7 protein-coding genes are annotated in these 6,498 nt (G+C 39.7%); 4 read left to right on the top strand and 3 right to left on the bottom strand.

What is annotated here, in order from left to right:
• The first annotated feature begins 61 nt into the window (after nt 1-61).
• Together QO187_RS13575 and QO187_RS13570 are read left to right on the top strand one after the other, a co-directional pair.
• Complete coding sequence (locus tag QO187_RS13575; RefSeq protein WP_371548631.1) at nt 62-1,429, top strand: ATP-dependent endonuclease; 1,368 nt, start codon at nt 62-64, stop codon at nt 1,427-1,429.
• Nucleotides 1,430-1,441: 12 nt separating this feature from the next.
• The gene (locus QO187_RS13570) at nt 1,442-1,669 is read left to right on the top strand and encodes a DUF1653 domain-containing protein (protein WP_102092603.1); all 228 of its coding nucleotides are present in this window, start codon (nt 1,442-1,444) and stop codon (nt 1,667-1,669) included.
• An 88-nt stretch (nt 1,670-1,757) separates the two neighbouring features.
• Here QO187_RS13570 and QO187_RS13565 read toward each other — a convergent pair whose 3' ends face one another.
• A complete protein-coding gene (locus tag QO187_RS13565; protein WP_102092604.1) occupies nt 1,758-2,726 on the bottom strand; it encodes an alpha/beta fold hydrolase in 969 nt (322 codons plus the stop codon).
• A 223-nt stretch (nt 2,727-2,949) separates the two neighbouring features.
• Here QO187_RS13565 and QO187_RS13560 point away from each other — a divergent pair, with 223 nt between their 5' ends.
• Nucleotides 2,950-3,618: a hypothetical protein gene (locus QO187_RS13560; protein ID WP_102092605.1), complete on the top strand. Its 669-nt coding sequence runs from the start codon at nt 2,950-2,952 to the stop codon at nt 3,616-3,618.
• Between the two features lie 69 nt (nt 3,619-3,687).
• On the opposite strand, the gene QO187_RS13555 is transcribed toward QO187_RS13560, so the two are convergent.
• Entirely contained in the window at nt 3,688-4,437 is a 750-nt protein-coding gene (locus QO187_RS13555) for an SDR family NAD(P)-dependent oxidoreductase (RefSeq protein WP_102092606.1), read from the bottom strand.
• 73 nt (nt 4,438-4,510) lie between these two features.
• Nucleotides 4,511-5,170 (bottom strand): uracil phosphoribosyltransferase, encoded by a 660-nt coding sequence (gene upp / locus QO187_RS13550; RefSeq protein ID WP_057761878.1) that lies wholly within the window; start codon nt 5,168-5,170, stop codon nt 4,511-4,513.
• 481 nt (nt 5,171-5,651) lie between these two features.
• On the opposite strand from upp, the gene QO187_RS13545 reads away from it, so the two are divergent.
• Nucleotides 5,652-6,218, top strand: coding sequence for a DNA glycosylase (locus tag QO187_RS13545; protein WP_371548632.1), 567 nt, complete (start codon nt 5,652-5,654; stop codon nt 6,216-6,218).
• Nucleotides 6,219-6,498: the final 280 nt, after the last annotated feature.

The following is a 6,498-nucleotide window of genomic DNA, read 5'->3' as shown; positions in this document are numbered from 1 at the left end:
TAGCGCGTAATTTTAAGTCAATGCTTTATCTGGCGTGTACTATCGTTCATTGTAAGATGAATTGAAGACACGCCCTAATGAGTGGAACTGGAAAAGCGACCATATCAGTGAATATGTTGCAAGAATTTTTTTAAAACCTAATCTTCCTAAATTTTTGTACTATGACGAGTACTTTGCACTACCTTCTAGAATTAGTATTGAAAAACTTGAAAGTAAGACTCTTGGTGACAGTGAGCAAAAGACAGCAAGAGCTTTGTTTGATCTAGCAGAGATAGATACATCTGAGTTGATACAGTCAAATGACTTTGAAGATTTTATTGCAGAGCTCGAAGCAACTGAAGCTATTATTTCTGAAGAGCTTTTTAAGTATTGGCAAACTAACAAGAACCTTGGTATTACTTTTCAAATTGACTCTGTGAAAGATAATCAGAATAGAGTTGTTGAGCATGTATTAGATATTCGTGTAAAGAACAAAGGTGTGTCTTTACCTTTAAAAAATAGAAGTAAAGGCTTTAACTGGTTTTTCTCTTTTCTAGTTTGGTTTAAAAAGATACAGGAAGATGCTGATTCTCAATATGTGTTATTACTAGATGAGCCAGGTTTGAATTTACATGCTTCAGCACAAGCTGATTTACTGAGGTTTCTAGAAGATCTATCGGAAGATTATCAAATAATCTATACGACTCATTCACCCTTTATGATTCCTTCAAATAGCTTAGAGCGAGTAAGAACTGTATTTGAAGAGGACAAAACATCAGTCATTTCAAATAGTATTCAAGAAAAAGATCCAAATACGTTGTTTCCTCTGCAAGCTGCATTAGGCTATGATATCGCTCAAAATCTATTTGTAAGTAAGAAAAACCTGCTCGTTGAGGGCGTATCTGACTTAATTATACTAACAGCTTTATCTGGGCTATTGGAATCCCTTGGGCGTCAAGGTATTAGGGATGATATAACTATTGTACCGACTGGTGGTTTAGAAAAAGTAGCAACTTTTATATCTCTATTGCGTGGTTCTCAGCTAGAAATAGCGTGTCTTCTAGATTCATACAATGATGTTAAAGCAAGAGTTAAGATGGAAAATCTAATATCGGAAAAAATTATACATCAGAGCAAAGTAAGGTTTTTCCATGATTTTATAGACACTTATGATAAAGCTGACTTAGAAGATTTATTTGAAAAGAAAGACTATCTAAATTTATTTAATTCAGCATTCAACGAATACGACAACATAGAGGTTTCCGACCTTAACTCTAATATTGATAGAATTATTCTTCAAATTAACAAAGTAATTGAAAAGAATAGATTCAATCATTTCAGACCTGCTAATGAGATAGCAAAAATCAGTACTGATGAGTGTACTTTTAGTGAAGTAACGCTTCAGAATTTTGAAAATGTCTTTAAAGAAGTAAATAGTCTTTTTGATTAATAGAGATTTTATATGAACCAAACCGTTCCCCAAGGCATTTACCGCCACTATAAAGGCAGCTTGTATCAAGTATTGCATACGGCGCAGCATTCAGAAACTGAGGAATCGCTAGTGGTGTATCGTTGCTTATATGGTGAGTATGGCGTGTGGGTTCGTCCGCTTGCTATGTTCGCTGAAACAGTTACGGTTGATGGTAAGGAAATTCCACGATTTGAATTGATTAAACCATTAAATGATTAATACTTAGCCAATAATTTAGATTGAATTTAGCGCACAAAACAACGACCCGTTGAGGTCGTTTTTTTTGTACATTATTAAAAACCCATAATTAAGCGTTCAGAAACTCTTTCAAGACTTGATAAAAACTAACTGGTGCATCCATCGGCACGGCATGGCCTGATGTTGGCAAAATAATACTGTGCGCATTGGGCAGCAGAGTCGTCAAACGCTGTTGCCACTCTGCATTATATAACTGCGAGCGCGCACCAATCAGTAAGGTAGTCGGAATATTGACTGTTGGCAAAACCTCGCGGTAATCGTAGGGCAGTGCAACATACGCAGATAGGCAGCGCAGTTTGTGTTGCCATGTCGCGTGCTGCATTAGTGAGATTTTGTGTGGTGCCCGATAACTGAGGGCTTTTACCAATAATTGCGAAGGTTTACTACTGACAGAGAGTAGAGAAAAAGAGCGTTCCATGTCTAACAAATTCACTTTTAATCGATAGGGCAGGTGACGGAAGTCAACCATTTGCTCGGCTTGTAAATAAGGAGCAGTGTCGGTAATTAACTGTGTAAATTGCGCAAACAATTCGGTTTGTCGTGTGCCGAATACACCGCCACCTTGCCAGTCTGGCTGATTATGAATAATCGGTGCTTGATCAATGTTCAGATAGTGACTGACGCGCTGAGTACCAAAGCGCTGAAAATACGCCCACATGACCAATGCTCCCATCGATATCGCGGCAACAGGGAAAGCCTCAAAGCCAGTCTCTTTACTCACGTATTCAAATACATCTTGGGTATCCTGTGCATATTGCTCAATAAAATCAAACGTTGGCAACGTTAAGTTATTGGCCAAACCAAACCCTCTAAAATGCGGCAAGTAAAAGCAGTAGTGCTGAATGAGCGGTAAAATAAATGGCAAAAATTGCCTCGCATCCATACCAAAGGCGTGCATTAATAGGACAGGTTTACCTTTGCCAATGACAGAGACGGGCAGCAGCGTTCCATCAGCTGTTTGGACAGTAATAGTCTTTAGCTGGTAGGGAGTAGGAAAGGGTATGAGGTCTTTTTTCATAGAGTGATATCACTTTGATTTTTCAAGCTGCCTTGGTCAATTTAGCTAAGAAAGTATTGCGGTAGAGTACACCGCTACAAAATAGCTATACCGCGAATAAAAGACTGCTATATTAAAGCAGGCATCTGACCATAGCATAGAATTTGGCTAAGGGTAAAAGTTAACAGTGAGACTATACCAATACTATGTAGGGGCTGAAAATTATCGTTGAGGATACAAGTGCATGAGTAGATCAACATTACCATTACTCGATAGTAGCCTATATCCACAAGTATGGCAGCAGCAGACATTTGCCAGTCCGCAAGCGCTTTTGCTATCGATGTTGCCTGCTACTTTGAGTAGGGATGTCACAATTGATGCCAGTGCTTTTACCAAGCAGTTATTAGCAGATGATGTTTATCAAGAATGGATTAATACTACGGTGTTCGGGCGTTATCTTCATCGTAACTTCACCGCATTTTATCAGCAGACAGAAGACAGTTTTAACACAGATATGCCTGCATTGTTCCGACAAGAATTAGTACGGCATACGCAATATTTACCATTAGGTCAGATATTGTTTTTTGCAGGAGATATGCCCAAAAGTGTACGACAGACAAAGACGTTAACCACTACGGTGAATCCAGCAACGGCAATAATAAATGCTCAAAATCTGGCACAAAAGCTGACCGTGAATACTTCAAGGTTAATTATTAATCAGATAACTATCACTGGTAAGCAAGTATTAGGGTTTGCGATACGTCATAATAAGCGCACTAGCGAACGTCTGCGTAACGAAGTGTTGATTTTGGACTTTCAGGATTTGCGTTTGGTCAATGAGCAAGCTATTGAAGACATAAAAAAAAGCAATATAGATGACTCTATATTGCTTCGATCTTATGAGATGCGCTAACAGGTTCGGTGTTGATAAGTAATATATCGATAATCAACATTGACACTAAAACTAGTCGAGCAGTTAATACTAATCTTGCTTGGCAATCGTCAGTCCATTATAAGTCTGGGCGACTGGCATTACTTCTAGACGGTTGACGTTAATATGAGCAGGTGACTCAATTAGCCATAACAAAATATCACCGATATCTTCACCTGTCATAGTTTTAAAGCCATCATACACCTTGGCAGCTTTGTCATCGTCACCATGATAGCGCACGTTTGAAAACTCAGTGCCAGCAACGTTGCCAGGTTCAAGATTGGTCACACGCACTTGGGTACCAATCAGATCTGCTCGCAAGTTTAAGCTGAACTGTTTTACAAACGCTTTAGTTGCGCCGTAAACGTTACCACCAAAGTAAGGCCAGCTACCAGCAATCGAACCGACATTGATGACATAGCCACTGTCACGCTCAACCATCGCTGGCAAGACCGCATGAGTCAGCGCCATCAAGCCTTTAATATTGGTATCAGTCATACGCATCCAGTCATCAAGACTGGCTTTGTGAGCAGGCTCTGTACCCAGTGCCAATCCTGCATTATTGACCAAGACATCGATTTGTTTAAAGTCATCAGGCAAGTCAGCAATGATGTGAGGGATAGACGCTGTATCGCTCACATCCATAACCACGGGTAAAAAAGCCTCACCTAAAGTTTCTGCCAAAGCATTCAATTTATCAAGGCGTCTGGCGCAACCAATCACTCGATGGCCGTTAGCAACCAAACGCTCTGCCAACGCTTTACCAAAACCCGCGCTCGCTCCTGTAATCAATACGTTCATTATCTGTCCTTATTATTGATGCTGTCTGCTGTTGCCATAATTTTGATGACGGCTTTATTTACCCTAATGCGACTTATCTATTCGATAACTGCTTACCAAAAATCTTATCACCAGCATCACCTAGACCTGGGATGATGTAACCGTGCTCATCTAAATGGCTGTCTAATGCGGCAGTGTAGATAGTCACGTCAGGATGCGCTTCATTTACCAAGCGTACGCCTTCAGGTGCAGCCACCAATACCAATGCTTTAATATTCGTACAGCCATTTTTCTTGAGCATCTCGATGGTCGCAACCATTGAGCCGCCCGTAGCTAGCATTGGATCAATAATTAGCGCAGGACGCTTGTCCATGTGGCTCACAAATTTTTCAAAGAAAGGGACTGGCTGCAACGTTTCTTCATCACGTTGTAGACCGACTACAGAAATCTTAGCAGTAGGGATCAAGTCGAGCACCCCATCAAGCATGCCGATACCTGCGCGTAAAATCGGTACGATCGTCGCCGTCTTACCGATGATTTGCTCACCAGTGATTTCGCCACACCAGCCTTCCATTGGGAAAGTTTCGATTTCAAAATCACGGCTTGCTTCATAAGCCATCAAGCGTGCAAGCTCTTTGGTCAATGTACGAAATTTATAAGTACTACAGTCTTTTTCGCGCATGAGGCTGAGTTTATGACGGACTAGTGGATGATCGATTACCGTAATTTTTAAATCGCTGTTTAAGTCACTCATAAGTACTCTCTTGGTTTCTTGTCTGATGCTTGCGCAGTTACTGCGGTTGCTATTAGTATAAAAGATACAAACACTTACCGCACTTTAACCATATCTTTAGCTTATAAATAGTAAAGTTAAACCCTTCACAATCAAGCTAATAAACTACTTTACGACAGTGCTCATTTATCGCAATGACAATATTTGCGTTCACAGCTGCCATCAAAGCCTAAGCAATTCAGGCTAAGTAAAATGATATCGCGCTATTTAAGTCAACTGATTGAACCGACTAAGTTTGACTATATAACGTGATTATAAGTGAGGTAGTGTTTAGACTTGCTATGATACCAAAAAAACCGCTTTTCTGATGAAGAATATCATGACTATAAAAACACCAAGCACCCAAAAAACTGCTGATACTGAATCTAAACTGTCTGATGACAAAGCCACAGAGCTTGAAAATCACCCCTTTGAGCCTGTCTTACCGCCCAATGCCACGGTCATGATGATGGGTACTTTTCCACCAACTGCTGATAAATGGGCAATGAGCTTTCATTATCCCAATTTTTATAATGATATGTGGCGGATATATGGCCGAGTATTTTTTGATGATGCTGACTACTTTAGAGTAGGCGATGAGAAGCGCTTTGACCCTGAGCGCATTCGAGATTTTATGTTTGAACGTGGTATTGCTTCTTGTCCGACAGTAAAGCAGGCCATCCGTGAGACGGGTAATGCTTCGGATAAAAATCTAACAGTAGTCACACCTGTTGATTTAGATGTTATCTTGCCGCAAGTGCCAAAGGTAGCGTCATTGTTTACGACAGGAGGTAAGGCGACCGAAATACTGCTTGGGTTATTAGACGAGCCAATTGCCAAATCAAAGCATCCAAAAACCAATCAAAGTATGGATTACCCTTATCAATGGCAGAGTACAGATAACCAGAAAGCTGATGTGAATAACCTAACCTTATATAGGTTACCGTCGACTTCACGTGCTTATCCACTATCGTTGGATAAGAAAGTAGCGGCGTATAAAGCATTTTTTGAAAAGATGGGTAAGTTATAAAGTTCAAATAGAGAAATGGTTGCACTAATCGAAGGTAAAGCTCAAAGATAGTAGAAGGTATTTATCTAACAAAGATAAGCGTTTTTAATGTTAGAAAGTACAGTAAATAGCACATTTATAATCAGTTTCTACACCTATTAAAATTGATTAAATCATAACCCATTGAAAAAAATACAGATTTATTCATCTACTAAAATAAGATTAAAAACATTAATAAAACGGGTTGACACAAAAGTTAAACCGTCTATAATACGCACCTCATCAAGACGAGCTGGAAGTA

It is taken from the genome of Psychrobacter sp. Arc9, assembly GCF_041431295.1.
GTDB lineage: Bacteria > Pseudomonadota > Gammaproteobacteria > Pseudomonadales > Moraxellaceae > Psychrobacter.
This window is presented reverse-complemented; position numbering and strand designations above follow the sequence as displayed.